The sequence below is a fragment of the Sphingomonas lycopersici genome, from assembly GCF_026130605.1.
Taxonomy (GTDB): Bacteria; Pseudomonadota; Alphaproteobacteria; order Sphingomonadales; family Sphingomonadaceae; genus Sphingomonas; species Sphingomonas lycopersici.
On record NZ_JANFAU010000002.1, the window covers coordinates 449,147 to 462,684 of the forward strand.

The window sequence follows — 13,538 nt, forward strand, 5'->3', positions numbered from 1 at the left end:
CCGCGGGGACACAAGGAGGAGCTTATTGCCGTCGCCGGCTCTCGCCTTCGCCCCAGGTACGCGATCCCGGCTTTCGCGGGGGTGACGATTGAGGTCGCCCTCTACCCCGCCAGTATCGCCGCCATCCGCGGCACCACCGCGTCGAACGCCTTGATGGGGCGGATCATCACCTTGAACCCGGTGATCAGCCCGTCGTCGTCCCACGCGATGATATCGACGCCGTTGACGAACTTGCCGTCGACCTCGCATTCGAATTCGAGCACCGCGCCGCGGTCCGCACGCCATTCGCCGACATAGCGAAACGCCGGTCCGCCCAGCGCCTGCGCCGCGGCGAGCAGATATTTCATCGTCAGCGCCTTGCCCTTTTGCGGCGTATGCACCGCCGGGCTCTGGAAGACGCAATCCTCGTGGAGCATCGCCGACAGGCCCTCGGGGGTCGGCGCATGCATATAATCGTGCCAGCGTGCGATCGGATCGTCGGTCGGCATCAATCCATCCCCGGGTAGCTTTCGAACGCCGGTAGCTTATCCATCTCCCGCGCCCAGCCAAGTCTATGCCGCACCATAACTTGTGCACTGGGCGGGAACGCTTCCGGATCATCCATCGTGCCGGACTGAATGTCGAGAATACCCGGAAGCAAAGTAGCGCTGCGGTAGAACAACCCGGTGCCGCATCGGGCGCAGAATTCGCGCGTCGCGGCGGAGGAGGATTGATAGCCGCGCGTCTCGCCCTCGATCGTCACGACATTCTCGTCGAACGCAGCCCAGCCGACGACCGGCGCCCCGGACCAGCGCCGACAATCTTCGCAATGACACAAAGAATGACGCTGCGGCTCTTCGCTCGCGCGCCAGGTCACCGCGCCGCAATGGCATCGCCCCGTGATCGGCATCCTTATTCTCCCAGCCATGTTTCCACTTTGTTCTCACGATCCGCCGCGCGAGACAAGCCGTTTTCGCGTGTCGACCGCCGCCAATCAGGCGCTTGCCCCGCGCGCGCTCGTTCCCTACCTGTTCGGCGGTGAACACCCCCGCCCCCACCCCGGACGACGCCCCCTATCTCGCCGGCCTCAACCCGCCGCAGCGCGAGGCCGTGCTGACCACCGACGGCCCGGTGCTCGTCCTCGCCGGCGCCGGGACCGGCAAGACCGCCGCGCTCACCGCACGACTCGCGCATCTCTTGTGGACCCGCAAAGCCTATCCGTCCGAAATCCTCGCGGTCACCTTCACCAACAAGGCGGCGCGCGAGATGAAGGAGCGCGTCGGACGGCTGGTCGGCGCCGCGGTCGAGGGGATGCCGTGGCTCGGCACCTTCCACGCGATCGGCGCCAAGATGCTGCGCCGCCACGCCGAACTCGTCGGGCTGCAGAGCAATTTCACGATCCTCGACACCGACGATCAGCTCCGCCTGCTCAAGCAGTTGATCGTCGCGGCGAATATCGACGAGAAGCGCTTCCCGGCGCGCAGCCTCGCCGGGCTGATCGACGAATGGAAGAACAAGGGGCTCACCCCCGGCGATGTCGATGCCGGCGAAAGCGAGCGCTACGGCGCGGGGCGCGGCGGCGAATTATACCAGCAATATCAGGATCGGCTGAAGGTGGTGAACGCCTGCGACTTCGGCGACCTGCTGCTTCACGTCCTGACGATCCTCAAGACCGACCGCGAGGTGCTGGCGCATTATCAGCAGCGCTTCCGCTACATCATGGTCGACGAATATCAGGACACCAACAGCGTCCAATATCTCTGGCTGCGGCTGCTCGCGCAGGAGCGGCGCAACATCTGCTGCGTCGGCGACGACGATCAGTCGATCTATTCGTGGCGCGGCGCGCAGGTGGAGAATATCCTGCGTTTCGAACGCGATTTCCCCGGCGCCAAGGTAATCCGGCTCGAGCAGAACTACCGCTCGACCCCGCATATCCTCGGCGCGGCGGGGGGCGTGATCGCGCATAATTCGGGGCGGCTCGGCAAGACCCTGTGGACCGAGATCGACGCCGGCGAGAAGGTCCGCGTGATCGGCGTATGGGACGGCCCGGAAGAGGCGCGCCGCGTCGGCGACGAGATCGAGTCGGCGCAGCGCGAGGGCACCAGCCTCGACGATATCGCGATCCTCGTCCGCGCGCAGCACCAGACGCGCGAGTTCGAAGACCGGTTCATCGCGATCGGATTGCCCTACCGCATCGTCGGCGGCTTCCGCTTCTACGAGCGCGCCGAAATCCGCGATGCGCTCGCCTATCTGCGGATCGTCAACCAGCCGGCCGACGATCTCGCCTTCGAACGGATCGTCAACGTCCCCAAGCGCGGGCTGGGCGACAAGGCGATCGCGCGGCTCCACCAGCTCGCGCGCGCCGAGGGGCTGCCGCTGAGCGCCGCCGCCGCGCGCATCCTCGACACCGACGAACTGACCCCGCAGGCGCGCCGCGCGCTCGGCACCTTCGTCGGCGATATCGTGCGCTGGCGCGAGATGGCGGTCGACCTCGCCCATCCCGATCTCGCGCGGCAGATTCTCGACGAGAGCGGCTATACCGCGATGTGGCAGGCGGACAAATCCGCCGACGCCGCCGGGCGGCTGGAGAATCTCAACGAGCTCGTCCGCGCGATGGAGGAATATGAGAATCTCGGCGCGTTCCTCGAGCATGTCAGCCTGGTGATGGACAATGAGGGCGCGCGCGAGGACGCCAAGGTCACGATCATGACGATCCACGCCGCCAAGGGGCTGGAATTCAGCCAAGTGTTCCTCGCCGGCTGGGAGGAAGGCATCTTCCCGTCGCAGCGCGCGCTCGACGAGGGCGGCACGCGCAGCCTGGAGGAGGAACGCCGCCTCGCTTATGTCGCGATCACCCGCGCGCGGCGCCGCGCGACGATCCTCCACGCCGCCAACCGCCGCATCTACGGGCAGTGGACCTCGTCGATCCCGTCGCGCTTCGTCGCCGAACTGCCGGCGGATCACGTCGATCAGGAAACGACGATGTCGGGCGGCGCGAGCCTGTGGCGCGCCAATTGGTCCGAGCGCGCCGATCCCTTCGCCGATGTCGGCCGCGGCACGGGGCGCGGCCCCGGCTGGCAGCGCGCGGCGGGTACGCTCGATGCCGCCAAGCCGGGCGGCGACTGGACCAGCCGAACTTTCACCCGCGAGCCGACCCGCGTGGTCGAAAGCCGCAGCCCGTCGGTCAGCCTCGGCAACAAGGGGCGCAGCGATCTTTCGCTCGGGATGCGCGTCTTCCACCAGAAGTTCGGCTATGGCGCGATCGTCGCGATCGAGGGCAACAAGCTGGAGATCGAATTCGAGAAGGCCGGGCTCAAGCGGGTGATGGACAGTTTCGTCAGCCTGTCGGCGTGAAGAAAACCCCACCCCCCTCGTCATGCCGGCCTTGACCCGGCATCCAGAGTCGCACGCTATGCCGCCCGTGGCTCTGGATGCCGGATCAAGTCCGGCATGACGGTCCAAGGGGCATTCGCGCCTCGTTCAGCAACGAGATTGTTACGCGTTCCTATACCTTGTGGCGCCCGATCAACGGGCAGAGAGGCAAGTGCAGAATGTTTACCCGGATTATCAGCGTCGCGCTCGTCGCCGCCGGCCTGACCGGCGCGGTGCCGGCGCTCGCGCAAACCTCCGCCGACGAGGCACGCTTCCGCGCCGCGCAGGATCGCTTCAGCAACGAGCTCGAGGTCTTCCGCCAGGAATATGATCGCTACCTCAGCGTCTCGCGGCGCGGCAACGGCGGCTATCCGCCCCCGCCGCGCTATGACGACGATCGCGGTTACAACAACGATCCCAACAGCGGCTGGCGCGACGAGAACGGCTATGATCCGTCACGCTATTATCGCGGCGGCGCGCAATATCAGGAACGCCCGATGGCGCCCGACGAGCGCGTCTATAGCGGCAACGACGGCCGCTATTATTGCAAGCGCAGCGACGGTTCGACCGGGCTGGTCGTCGGCGGCGCGCTGGGCGGGTTGTTCGGCAATGTGATTACCGGCGGCCGCAGCCGCCTCGCCGGCACCCTGCTCGGCGGCGCGGCCGGGGCGCTGGCCGGCAAGTCGATCGACCAGAAGAATTCGTCGCTCAACTGCCGGTGAAGCGCGCTCTCAAGCCCCTCCCCTTCAGGGGAGGGGTTGGGGTGGGGCAGTGCCGCAGGCGACCGTCTCGGTGAGACTTCCCCCACCCCCTACCCCTCCCCTGAAGGGGAGGGGCTTTCAAAACTGCGGCCCGCGCCAGCATGTTGATACATTGTAGAAACGAGACCTATGCCCTATGTGTCGTCAAGGTCGATATATGGAGGGCGTGATGCGCGCGCAGGTCAAGAAATGGGGCAATAGCGCTTCGGTGCGAATCCCGGCATCGGTGATGGCCGCGGCGGCGTTGCGCATCGATCAGGCGGTCGACGTAAGGGAGGAGGACGGCCGGATCGTGATCGAGCCACTCCCCGAACAGGCCTATGACCTCGATGAATTGCTCGCAGACATGTCGGCGGATACTTTCCCCGACGATACCGACTTCGGCGAACCGGCCGGCAAGGAAATCTGGTAGTGGCGGCGTGGGTGCCGGACAGCGGTGATATCGTCTGGCTGCATTTCGATCCACGCGCCGGACATGAGCAAGCCGGCCATCGGCCCGCGCTGGTCCTGTCCCCCGCGCGTTACAACGGGCCGCGCGGCATGATGCTGTGTTGCCCGATGACGACGCGGATCAAAGGCTATCCGTTCGAAATCGTCGTAAGCGACGATCCGCCCAGCGCGATTTTGGCCGACCAGATCAAGAGCCTCGACTGGCGCGCGCGTAAAGCGAAACTCAAGGGCAAAGTCTCGCCCGAGATACTGGCCGATACGCGCGCCAAGCTGAAGGCGCTGCTACAGATCTGAACCGCTCAGCGATCGATCGCGAGCAACGTCACCCCGGCGTAGCGCGCCTCGGCGGGGTCGAACAGTTCCGACGGCTCGAAGCGGCGCGGGGTGATGCGCAGGCTGCCGAGCCCGGCGATCTTGAATGCCCCGATCTTCACCTCGCGCGGCGGCTTGCCGTCGCGGTCGAGCGTCGTCGCGTCGACATAGAGTTCGCCGTGCTTGGTGTAGACGATATGCGGCGCCAGCGTCACTTCGCCGCGATTGTAGGTCGCGGACAGCGCCTGGCGCTTGACGATCGCCTCGAACACGACCGGCATGCCCGCCGGGGGAGCGGAGGGAGCGGGAGCAGAGGACACGCGATCCTCCTCACTATTGACCTTCATTCCATCCATATTAATCGCTCTGCTGCATCGCAGCAATAACCCTTGTTGTGACGTTATTCTGTAGCCGGGCCGACCAGCCGCTGCGTGAAATAGACCATCTGCAGCGCCTGTAAACGCGCGCCTTGCGCGATATCCGCGTCGCCCGAATGCCCGCCGGCGGTGTCCTCGTAAAACAGATAGGGCAGGCCATATTCCTTCATCCGCGCGGCGAATTTGCGCGCATGCTGCGGCCCGACGCGATCGTCCTTGGTCGTCGTCCAGATATAGGGCTCGGGATAGGCCACCCCACGCTTGAGGTTGTGATAGGGCGAGGTCTTTTCGAGGAAAGCGCGCTCGGCCGGCACGCTTACCGAGCCATATTCGTCGACCCATGAGGCGCCCGCGGCGATCTTCTCATAGCGCAGCATGTCGAGCAGCGGCACCTGGATCGTCACCGCCTGCCACAGCTCGGGATGCTGGGTGAGTTCCACCCCCATCAGCAATCCGCCGTTCGACCCGCCGTAGATACCGAGCTTCTTCGCGCTGGTGATCTTCCGCGCGAACAGATCGCGCGCCACCGCGGCGAAATCGTCGAAGATCAGCTGGCGCTTGGTCTTGCGCCCGGCGTCATGCCACTTCGGGCCGAACTCGCCCCCGCCGCGGATATTGGCGAGGACATAGGCCCCGCCCCGCTCGGTCCAGATCTTGCCCGTCGCGCCGAGATAGACCGGCAGCCGCGCGATCTCGAACCCGCCATAAGCCGTCATCAGCGTCGGCGTCGTCCCGTCAAGCCGCGCGCCCTTCGGCAGCACGACGAAATAGGGCACCTTGGTCCCGTCGCTCGACACCGCCTCGAACTGCTCGACCTTCACCCCGGCCACGTCGAATCGCGCGGGCAGCGTCTTGACCGTCACCGGCGCGGCGGCCTTGGCGGCATCGACCGCGGCGAGCGTGGTCGGCGTTGCGAAGCCGTTGATCGCGACGAAGGCGGTATCGCTGCGGTCGGTCGCGCTGGCGATGCCGACGCTCATATTCTCGGGCACCGGCAGCTCGGTCTGCCGCCAGCCGTCGCCGTCGGGCGCGAAGCTCGCCAGCCGCCCGCGGACATTGTCGATATAGGTGAGCAGCACGCGCGACCGCGTCGTCGTCACACCTTGCGCCGATTGACGCGCATTGGGCGCGAACAGCACGCGCGGGGTAAGCTTGCCGGCATTGACCTCGGCGAGCGGCGCCCAGGCGACCGCCCCGGCGGGCACGTCGCCCCACGGATCGCTCGTCTCGAAGATCACCCGGCCGTCGACCATCCCGCTGAAGAAGGCGCGCGCCGGCATGTCGAGCTTGCGCGTCCCCGCCGCGGTCCAGACATATTTCTCACCGCCGAAGAAGGTGTTACGCCGCTCGATATAGACGAGGCGGTTGCCCGCGGCATCAGTCAGCGTGCCGGCATAGGTGCCGAGCTGGTCGTCCGCCGCGCCGCGATACACTTCGGTCGCGCGGTCGAGCGGCTCGCCGCGCTTCACCAGCTTGACGACGAAGGGATAAGAGGAAGCGGTCAGCGTCCCCTCCCCCCAGTCGCGCGAGACGAGCAAATTGTCCTTGTCGATCCAGGTCGCGCCCTGTTTCGAGGTCGACAGCCGGAAGCCGCCCTCGACGAACTTGCCCGCGACGAGATCGAATTCGCGCAGCTCGACCGCGTCTTCGCCACCCTCGGAAAGCTGGACGAGGCACAAGCGCTCATCGGGCTGGAGGCAGGTCGCGCCCTTCCACACCCATTTCTTGCCCTCGGCCTTGGACAGCGCGTCGAGATCGAGCAATGTCGTCCAGGTCGGCGTGGCGGCGGCATAATCCGCCTCGCTCGTCGCGCGCCAGATGCCCTGCGGATGATCGGCGTCGCGCCAGAAATTGAGGATGCGCCCGTTGGTCTGCTCGGGCATCGCGATGCGATCCTTGGCCGAGGCGATCGCGAACGCCTCGTCATAATAGGTCTTGTAGCGCGCATCGCGCTCGAGCCGCGCGAGCGTGCGCGCATTCTCATTCTCGACCCAGGCGAGCGGCTTCGCGCCGTCCTTGTCCTCGAGCCAGATATAGGGGTCGTCGTCGGTCATCGGCTTCGTCTGCGCGACCACGGGGCTCGCGGCAAGCGCGGCGAGACAGAATGACAGGCTAATATAACGCATCGCGGTGAACCACTCCCTGAAGCGACCAGTTTGGTGCCAAGCGATTGCGATCGTCGCAATCGGCGCTATCGAGGAACGCGATGCAGGATGGCCTTCCCCTTCCGCGGCGTTATGCCGCGATCGCTGCAATGTCCTTCGGCTCGGCTCTGGTGATCATCGACGGCGGCGTCGCCAATGTCGCCTTGCCGACGATCGCACACGATCTTCATGTCGCGCCGAGCTCGGTCGTGTCAATCGTCACTATTTACCAGGTGATGCTGGTGATGCTGATGCTGCCCTTTTCGGGGCTGGGCGAGCGGATCGGGCTCAAACGCACCTATCAGGGCGGGCAGCTTATCTTCACCGTCGCGACCTTATTGTGCTTCTTCGCCAAGAGCCTGCCGTTCCTTCTGATCGTCCGCGCGGTGCAGGCGATCGGCGCGGCGGCGGTGCTCAGCGTCGCCTCGGCGCTGATCCGCCAGATTTATCCCGCGAACCATCTCGGGCGCGGGCTGGCGATCAATTCGGTGGTCGTCACCAGCTCAGCCGCCGCCGCGCCGACGATCGGCGGGCTGGTGCTGGCGGTCGCGCCGTGGCCGTGGGTGTTCGCCAGCGCGATCCCCTTCGCGCTCCTCAGCCTCGCCTTGGGCCGCTCGATCCCCGATCCCAAGCCGGGGCACGCGCATTTCGATCTCGCCGGGGCGGTGGCGTGCGCGGCGATGTTCGGGCTCGTCGTCGGCGGGCTGGAGAGCGCGGTCCACGGCGACAGCCCGGTGGTGTCCGCCGCGATCGTGCTGGTCGGGGTGGCGATCGGCTATTTCTTCGTGCGCAACCAGCTCGGCGAACCCAATCCGATCCTGCCGGTCGATCTGCTGACGCGACCGGTGATCGCGCTGAGCGCGGCGGGAAGCTTCATCGCCTTCACCGCCTCGATGACGCTGCTGATCTCAACCCCCTTCCGGCTGCAGGCGCTGGGCTTCTCCGCCGCGACGATCGGTGCGGTGATCGCGCCCTGGCCGATGACCAATATGATCGTCGCGCCGCTCGCCGGATACCTTTCGGATCGCATTCCCGCCGGGCTGCTCGGCGGCGTGGGCATGGCGGTGTCGGTGACGGCCTTGTCGCTGATCGCCTTCATCCCCGCGCACCCGACCTATTTCGACATGGCGTGGCGGATGGCGCTGTGCGGCGCGGGGTTCGGGCTGTACCTGCCCCCCAATGCGCGGCTGATCATCGGCTCCGCCCCGCAGGAGCGCGCCGCGGTCGCGGGCGGGCTGGTCTCGACCGTGCGACTGTGCGGGCAGACCACCGGCGCGACCTTGGTGGCGGCGCTGCTGGCGTTCGGCATCGGATCGGGGCAGGTCCCGCCGCTGATCTCGGCCACGCTCGCGGTGATTGCGGGCGTGTGCAGCGTCGCCCGCCTCCGCCCGTCGATCCGCAACCCTTCGCTCACCGAGACCCGCAACGAAATCCCGACGCTGCGGCAGACGCGTTATTGACGCCGAAGGCTTCATCCCAGCGCAAGCTGGGATCTCAGGCCGCGAGCGATACCCCTCCGGCACACGACCCTAGCTTTCGCTGGGGTGACGTATTTTAGCGCTGGAGCGGGACGATCACTTCGTCGGGGTGCGCGACATTGAGCTCCTTGCGCACCAGCTCATCGACCATATCGGGGTTGGCGTGGCGCGGATCGAGCAAGGCGACGCGGTTGCGCAGCATCGTGCGGCGCTGATCGAGCGCGGCATAATCCTGTTCGCGCTTGACCAGCTGGCGCTTGTAATCGCCGAGCGCGAGCACGCCGTTCGGCCCAAGCACCGCATAAATCCCGAAAAACGCCATCACGGTCAGCGCCGCAGCCGGCAAGGCGGCGCGCTTCAGCATGACGGTTAAGGTTGACGGGCGACGCGACATATCGCGCTTTCTCGCGCGAAGCCCGCCGTCAATCAAGCGGTTTTCCACGATTCCAACGATTTCCATGTCGACGAATTGTCAGGAATCGCGGCGAGTCGCATTAACCGTCATGCCGGGCTCATCCCGGCATGACGGCAGTGGCGGATCAGACGCGCAAAATGTCGCGCCCCGCGTAATGCGCGACGCTGCCCAGCTCTTCCTCGATCCGGATCAGCTGGTTGTATTTCGCGAGCCGATCGGAACGCGCGAGGCTCCCCGTCTTGATCTGCCCGCAATTGGTGGCGACCGCGAGATCGGCGATCGTCGCATCCTCGGTTTCGCCCGAACGGTGGCTCATCACCGCGGTATAGCCGGCGCGCTCGGCGACGCGGATCGCCTCGAGCGTCTCGGTCAGCGTGCCGATCTGGTTGACCTTGACCAGCAGCGAATTGGCGAGGCCGCGCGCGATGCCGTCGCGCAGCCGCTTCGGGTTGGTGACGAACAGATCGTCGCCGACCAGCTGCACCTTGTGCCCGACCGCGTCGGTCAGCGCCTTCCAGCCCTCGAAATCGTCCTCGGCCATCCCGTCCTCGATCGACAGGATCGGATAACGCGCGACGAGATCGGCGAGATACTCGGCCATCGCGCCGGGCTCGAGCGTCTTGCCCTCGCCGGCGATGACATATTTGCCGTCCTTGAAGAATTCGGTCGCCGCGCAATCGAGCGCGAGCATCACGTCGTCGCCCGGTTTGTATCCGGCGCGCTCGATCGAGGCCATCACGAAGTCCAGCGCGTCGGTCGTGCTGGCGAGGTTCGGCGCGAAGCCGCCCTCGTCGCCCACCGCGGTCGCCAGACCCTTTTCGTGGAGGCCCTTCTTGAGCGTGTGGAAGATCTCGGCACCGCACCGCACCGCTTCGGCGATGCTCGACGCGCCGACCGGCATGATCATGAATTCCTGGAAATCGATCGGGTTATCGGCATGTTCGCCGCCGTTGATGATGTTCATCATCGGCACCGGCAACACATGCGCCGCCGCGCCGCCGACATAGCGATAGAGCGGCAGCCCGCGCGCGTCCGCCGCCGCCTTCGCCGCGGCGAGGCTGACGCCGAGGATCGCATTGGCGCCCAGCCGGCTCTTGTTCTCGGTCCCGTCGAGTTCGATCATTGCCTGATCGAGCTCCATCTGGTCCTCGGCATCGAGCCCGACGATCGTCTCGGCGATCTCGCCGTTGACGCTCTCCACCGCCTGATCGACGCCCTTGCCCAGCCAGCGGCTCTTGTCGCCGTCGCGCTTCTCGACCGCTTCGTGCGCGCCGGTCGAGGCGCCCGAGGGAACCGCGGCGCGGCCGAAGCTGCCGTCTTCCAGCAGCACGTCGACCTCGACCGTCGGGTTGCCCCGGCTGTCGAGGATTTGGCGGCCGTGGACGTCGATGATTGCTGTCACGAAACGATCCTTCTACGATGGGGAAAGTGGCGGTTCGCGCCGCCTCTAACCTTGCAGCCGCCGGGCTGCAAATCGCGATGGAACCCCGGCGCGGCGCGCGGGGTTATCATCACGGCCAGATGTAAGGATTTCACGATGTCAGACACCCCGCTCCAGCCGATCAACGAAGGCGCCGCCGAGGTCACTGATGCGGCGAAGGATGCCGCCGGGGATCGCTTCGCAGCCACCAAACAATCGCTGGCGGACAATACCGCCAAGTTCCGCGAGCAAGCCGGCGACAAGGCGCGCGGGCTGGCGGAGGAAGGCAAGACCCGCGCGACCGACGCGCTCGGCCAGCTTTCGCAGCTGCTCCACGATGCCGCGGGGCAGGTCGATGAGCGGCTTGGCGAGCAATATGGCCAATATGCCCGCACCGCGGCGGGCAAGGTGCAGGATTTCTCCACGTCGCTCGATTCGAAGAGCGTCGACGAACTGCTCGACAGCGCGCGCGAACTGGTGCGCAAAAGCCCCGGGGTCGCGATCGGCGCGGCGGCGGCGGTCGGCTTCGTCGTCGCCCGGCTGCTCACCGCCGGTCTGGACCAGCGCGATCGGGACTGACGCATGACGGAGGGGGAGCGTCCGACGGTCGACGCCAAGCTGGCCGAACTCGTCGGCCAATTGGCCGACGACGCACGAGAAGTGGCGAGCGCCGAGATCGGGCTGATCAAGGCGCGCGTCACGACCGGCGTCACCCGCGTGCGCGACGCCGCGATCCTGTTCGCGATCGCCGGGGTGCTCGCGCTGGCGGCGCTGATCGCCTTGCTCGTCGGGCTGATCGCGACGCTCTCGGTCTATGTCGGCCCGGCGCTGGCGACGGCGATCGTGTGCGGCACGGTGCTGGTGATCGCCGCGATCCTCGGCTTTCTCGGCAAGGGCAAGCTCGCCTCGCGGACGCCCAAGCCGTGACCGATATGACCGAGCTCGATCGCGCCGAGGCGCGCGCCGCGCTGGCGCGGCTCCACATGGCCAAGACGCTGACCGCGCTGCAGACGCGGCTCGATCCGCGCAATGTCGCGCGCGAGGCGGTGGACGGGCTGGCCGATACCGGCACCCGCGTGCTCGACGCGGGGATCGGCGCGGCGAAACGCCATCCGGGAAAGATCGCTGGCGGCGTCGCGCTGCTTGCCGCCTTCCTCGGGCGTCACCACATCGCCAAGCTGATCGGCAAGGCGCGATCAGCGAAATCATCCGGCAAGAACCCGCTGAAGGCGGAAAGGAAGAAGTTATGACCGACGCTCCCTCCGACACGCATCACGGCAAGCTGCGCGACGGCATCGACAATGCCCGCGACACCGCGCGCAGCGCGGCGCGGCGCACCGCGGAGACGATCGAGACCAACCCCGTCGGGGTGATCGTCGGCGGGCTGGCGCTGGGCGCGCTGGCGGCGGCCTGCCTGCCGCGCAGCAAGCGCGAGAAGGATCTGCTCGCCCCGGTCGGCAAGCGCGTCAGCGCCGCGGCGGCGGCGGCGTTCGCGGCGGCCAAGGAAGCGGGCAAGAGCGAGCTGGATTCGCTCGGGATCAACCGCGACGCGGCGAAGGACCAGGCCAAGTCGCTGTTCGACGGGCTGGTGAAGGCGGCCGGTTCGGCCAGCAATGCCGCGGTCAAGGCCGGCAAGGAGGAAGCCGGGTCGCAACGTTGAGCGCCAGTCACAAATGATCCGTTCGCCCTGAGCCTGTCGAAGGGCCGTCCTGTCGCCCGAGAGGTGGGACCGCCCTTCGACAGGCTCAGGGCGAACGGTGGTGGATGGAGAGGTTGAAACCCCTTCCCTTCACTGCCCGCCCGGCAGTAAAGGGCGTCGCATGAGCAAATTGCACCTTGTGATGGGTGGCCGCGTCAGCGATCCGCGCACCCTCGATTTCGCGGACCTGTCGTCGATCGAGATCGTCGGCGTCTTCCCCGATTACGCCACCGCCGAAAAGGCTTGGCGCGCCGCCGCGCAGCGCACGGTGGACGATGCCGAGATGAAATATGTCGTCGTCCACCTCCACCGCCTGCTCGAGCCCGATCTGCTCAAGCCGGGCACCGGCGCGTAACCTCCGTCACCCCTGCCTCGAGCCGGGGTCCGTCGGGAGGCAGGCGCAGGGACAAGAGGCTCCAGCCGCAAAGCTTGAGGCACAATGGACCCCGGCTCAAGGCCGGGGGGTGACGGGGTGATCCGAACGAGCCCGATCGCCCGGAACCCACCCCGTTCGCCCTGAGCTTGTCGAAGGGCCGCCCTTCTTCCTAGCGAAGAAGGGCAGGGTCTCGACAGGTTCAGCCCGAACGGAAGACGGGCAACCCGGCTCCAACGAAGCCGGGTTTCATGCACAATCTCAGATAAATTCGATCTTCGACACGACATAGTAACGGTCGCCCGCGGGCACCGACACCTCGACCTCGTCGTCGACGCTGCGCCCGATCAATGCGCGGCCGAGCGGGGAATTGTAGCTGATCCGCCCGGTCTTGGCGTCCGCCTCGGTCTGACCGACGATCTGATATTTCACCGGCTTCTCGTCTTCGTCGAGCAGGGTGACGGTCGCGCCGAACACCACCTTGTCGCCTGAAAGCTCGCGCGGATCGATGATCTGTGCGCGCGACAATTTGTCCTCGATATCGGCGATCGACGCCTCGATCTGGCCCTGACGCTCCTTCGCCGCATGATATTCGGCGTTTTCCGAAAGGTCGCCGTGCGCGCGCGCTTCCTCGATCGCGTCGACGATCAGCGGACGCTCGGCCTTCAGGCGTTTGAGATCGGCATTGAGCTTCTCATAGCCTTCCTGAAGCATCGGCATCTTTTCGACCGTCGCCATCACGCAATCCTTCGTCAAAG

At 66.5% G+C, this 13,538-nt stretch carries 17 protein-coding genes; 10 read left to right on the top strand and 7 right to left on the bottom strand.

The genetic code is table 11. The annotated features are described in order from the left end of the window. Positions 1–101 precede the first annotated feature (101 nt). Positions 102–488 carry a nuclear transport factor 2 family protein gene (locus NED98_RS05375; RefSeq protein WP_265312154.1) on the bottom strand — a complete coding sequence of 129 codons (387 nt, stop codon included), beginning with the start codon at positions 486–488 and terminating at the stop codon, positions 102–104. After that, positions 488–889, bottom strand: coding sequence for a GFA family protein (locus NED98_RS05380; RefSeq protein ID WP_265312155.1), 402 nt, complete (start codon positions 887–889; stop codon positions 488–490). The genes NED98_RS05375 and NED98_RS05380 overlap by 1 nt, the downstream gene beginning before the upstream one ends. A 128-nt stretch (positions 890–1,017) precedes the next feature. On the opposite strand from NED98_RS05380, the gene NED98_RS05385 reads away from it, so the two are divergent. From NED98_RS05385 to mazF, 4 genes are all read left to right on the top strand, one after another. Further along, on the top strand, positions 1,018–3,333 hold the full coding sequence (locus tag NED98_RS05385; protein WP_265312156.1) for an ATP-dependent helicase: 2,316 nt from the start codon (positions 1,018–1,020) through the stop codon (positions 3,331–3,333). A gap of 197 nt (positions 3,334–3,530) precedes the next feature. Next, positions 3,531–4,073 carry a glycine zipper 2TM domain-containing protein gene (locus tag NED98_RS05390; protein WP_265312157.1) on the top strand — a complete coding sequence of 181 codons (543 nt, stop codon included), beginning with the start codon at positions 3,531–3,533 and terminating at the stop codon, positions 4,071–4,073. A gap of 208 nt (positions 4,074–4,281) precedes the next feature. Next, positions 4,282–4,524 (top strand): AbrB/MazE/SpoVT family DNA-binding domain-containing protein, encoded by a 243-nt coding sequence (locus NED98_RS05395; protein WP_265312158.1) that lies wholly within the window; start codon positions 4,282–4,284, stop codon positions 4,522–4,524. Further along, a complete protein-coding gene (gene mazF / locus NED98_RS05400; protein WP_179511808.1) occupies positions 4,524–4,856 on the top strand; it encodes an endoribonuclease MazF in 333 nt (110 codons plus the stop codon). Before NED98_RS05395 ends, mazF begins: the two co-directional genes overlap by 1 nt. A 5-nt stretch (positions 4,857–4,861) precedes the next feature. Here mazF and NED98_RS05405 read toward each other — a convergent pair whose 3' ends face one another. Continuing rightward, the gene (locus tag NED98_RS05405) at positions 4,862–5,194 is read right to left on the bottom strand and encodes a hypothetical protein (RefSeq protein WP_432423294.1); all 333 of its coding nucleotides are present in this window, start codon (positions 5,192–5,194) and stop codon (positions 4,862–4,864) included. An 80-nt stretch (positions 5,195–5,274) separates the two neighbouring features. Continuing rightward, entirely contained in the window at positions 5,275–7,377 is a 2,103-nt protein-coding gene (locus tag NED98_RS05410) for a prolyl oligopeptidase family serine peptidase (protein ID WP_265312159.1), read from the bottom strand. Positions 7,378–7,457: 80 nt separating this feature from the next. Here NED98_RS05410 and NED98_RS05415 point away from each other — a divergent pair, with 80 nt between their 5' ends. Continuing rightward, a complete protein-coding gene (locus tag NED98_RS05415; protein WP_265268316.1) occupies positions 7,458–8,855 on the top strand; it encodes an MFS transporter in 1,398 nt (465 codons plus the stop codon). Positions 8,856–8,949: 94 nt separating this feature from the next. On the opposite strand, the gene NED98_RS05420 is transcribed toward NED98_RS05415, so the two are convergent. Both NED98_RS05420 and eno read right to left on the bottom strand, forming a co-directional pair. Then, on the bottom strand, positions 8,950–9,237 hold the full coding sequence (locus NED98_RS05420; RefSeq protein ID WP_179511811.1) for an FtsB family cell division protein: 288 nt from the start codon (positions 9,235–9,237) through the stop codon (positions 8,950–8,952). A 175-nt stretch (positions 9,238–9,412) separates the two neighbouring features. Then, entirely contained in the window at positions 9,413–10,690 is a 1,278-nt protein-coding gene (gene eno, locus NED98_RS05425) for a phosphopyruvate hydratase (protein ID WP_265312160.1), read from the bottom strand. Between the two features lie 135 nt (positions 10,691–10,825). Between eno and NED98_RS05430 the strand changes: the two genes are divergently transcribed. The 5 genes from NED98_RS05430 (at position 10,826) to NED98_RS05450 (ending at position 12,762) form a co-directional block, all read left to right on the top strand. Beyond that, entirely contained in the window at positions 10,826–11,287 is a 462-nt protein-coding gene (locus NED98_RS05430; protein WP_265268314.1) for a hypothetical protein, read from the top strand. A gap of 3 nt (positions 11,288–11,290) precedes the next feature. After that, complete coding sequence (locus NED98_RS05435; protein ID WP_265268313.1) at positions 11,291–11,635, top strand: phage holin family protein; 345 nt, start codon at positions 11,291–11,293, stop codon at positions 11,633–11,635. Next, positions 11,632–11,958 (top strand): DUF3618 domain-containing protein, encoded by a 327-nt coding sequence (locus NED98_RS05440; protein WP_265268312.1) that lies wholly within the window; start codon positions 11,632–11,634, stop codon positions 11,956–11,958. Before NED98_RS05435 ends, NED98_RS05440 begins: the two co-directional genes overlap by 4 nt. Continuing rightward, on the top strand, positions 11,955–12,368 hold the full coding sequence (locus NED98_RS05445; RefSeq protein ID WP_265268311.1) for a hypothetical protein: 414 nt from the start codon (positions 11,955–11,957) through the stop codon (positions 12,366–12,368). Before NED98_RS05440 ends, NED98_RS05445 begins: the two co-directional genes overlap by 4 nt. 160 nt (positions 12,369–12,528) lie before the next feature. Then, positions 12,529–12,762, top strand: a complete 234-nt coding sequence (locus NED98_RS05450; protein ID WP_265268310.1) for a DUF4170 domain-containing protein — start codon at positions 12,529–12,531, stop codon at positions 12,760–12,762. A 279-nt stretch (positions 12,763–13,041) separates the two neighbouring features. Here NED98_RS05450 and greA read toward each other — a convergent pair whose 3' ends face one another. Next, a complete protein-coding gene (greA, locus tag NED98_RS05455; RefSeq protein ID WP_179511818.1) occupies positions 13,042–13,518 on the bottom strand; it encodes a transcription elongation factor GreA in 477 nt (158 codons plus the stop codon). Positions 13,519–13,538: the final 20 nt, after the last annotated feature.